Here is a 1,452-nt window from a genome sequence, read left to right on the forward strand (position 1 = left end):
GCTGACTGATGAGGATCATCAAGCCAATATTGAGGAGTTGAATACCAGCCTGCCAGAGTTGTTGACCCAGCTATTGCCACAAAGCACGGAACAGCAAGCCATCAATGCCACAAACTGCACTGGCCGTGTTGGTTTCCGCTGCACCTCACCGGATTACCTGCCACTGGTTGGCCCCGCCCCTGTTGCTGAACGCTGGCAAATGCTTTACCAGGATCTGAGCTATAACGCCCAACTGAGTGATCTACCCGCTGCCGAGAATTATCCTGGCCTATGGCTAAATATTGGTCATGGTTCACGCGGGCTAGCCAGTATTCCGCTGGCCTCTGAACTACTGGTGAGCCAGCTGTTGAATGAACCAGCGCCAGTGGCAAAAGAGCTGGTGGAAAGCCTGCATCCCGGACGTTTTATCATCCGCGAGCTAAAACGAAAAAAACTCAGTCGGGCTGATGTGTCAGCAGTTTCCAGCTGATTTCACCAGCTTCCGACACCTGATATTCAAACAGCGCCTGCCCACGAACATGGCCGTCTTCATAGATCGCCAGTACCCAGTGGCGATTCAGCACCACGGATTCTTCCAGCACAAAATCCATGCTGCCACCCAGCACCGGCTGCTGCGGAATCAAATCCCTGCGCTCAGACAAGCTCTGCAGGATACGCCGCTCCGGTCTGGCCCCAAACCCCAGCTGCCGTCGATCCGCATCACTCAAGCCATGCACCGGCTCTGGCCTTGGGCGATAACTGCGAGGATCGGGCACGGTCTGCATTTCTGCTTCCGGTGGCACCGCCACAGGTGCCGGACTCGGCTCTTCGGGTCTGGGTAATAACAATGAAATGATCAACCCCAGCAATACCAGGGGAAGCAGATAACGTTGGAATCTCATACAATTTATCCCCAAAAAAAAGGCGACCCTCACAGGTCGCCTTTATTAAGACTCAGACTGTCAGCTTTTACCAGCGCGCTTACGCTCGTTTTCTGTCAGGAATCTTTTACGCATACGGATGAAGTTAGGCGTCACTTCGACCAGCTCATCATCATCAATGAACTCCAGTGCCTGTTCAAGGCTGAACTTCACTGGCGGAGTCAACTGGATGGTTTCATCGTTGCCGGAGGCACGCATGTTATCCAGTTTTTTCGCTTTAGTGGGGTTCACTGCCATGTCACTGTCGCGAGAGTTGATGCCAACAATCATGCCTTCATACACTTCCACACCCGGGCCAACAAACAGACGACCACGATCCTGCAGAGTAGTCAGAGCGTAAGCCAGCACCTTGCCGGTCGCCATGGAGACCAGTACACCGTTAACACGATGATCAACAGAACCCTCTGCAATCGGACCGTAATGATCAAAAATACTGGTCAGAATGCCGGAACCGGAAGTCAGGGTCATGAACTGGTTACGGAAACCGATCAGACCGCGTGAAGGAATGATAAAGTCCAGACGCACACGACCC

2 protein-coding genes and 1 pseudogene are annotated in these 1,452 nt (G+C 53.2%); 1 reads left to right on the top strand and 2 read right to left on the bottom strand.

The annotated features are described in order from the left end of the window. A partial coding sequence (locus tag IBX50_RS20555) for an FAD-dependent oxidoreductase (protein ID WP_292258290.1) occupies positions 1 to 469 on the top strand: 469 nt, incomplete at its 5' end. On the opposite strand, the gene IBX50_RS20560 is transcribed toward IBX50_RS20555, so the two are convergent. Both IBX50_RS20560 and IBX50_RS20565 read right to left on the bottom strand, forming a co-directional pair. Then, positions 435 to 881 (bottom strand): hypothetical protein, encoded by a 447-nt coding sequence (locus IBX50_RS20560; RefSeq protein WP_292258293.1) that lies wholly within the window; start codon positions 879 to 881, stop codon positions 435 to 437. The genes IBX50_RS20555 and IBX50_RS20560 overlap by 35 nt on opposite strands. A 60-nt stretch (positions 882 to 941) precedes the next feature. Beyond that, positions 942 to 1,452: pseudogene (locus IBX50_RS20565) on the bottom strand (translational GTPase TypA); the annotation flags it as partial.

This window comes from Marinospirillum sp. (assembly GCF_014859565.1).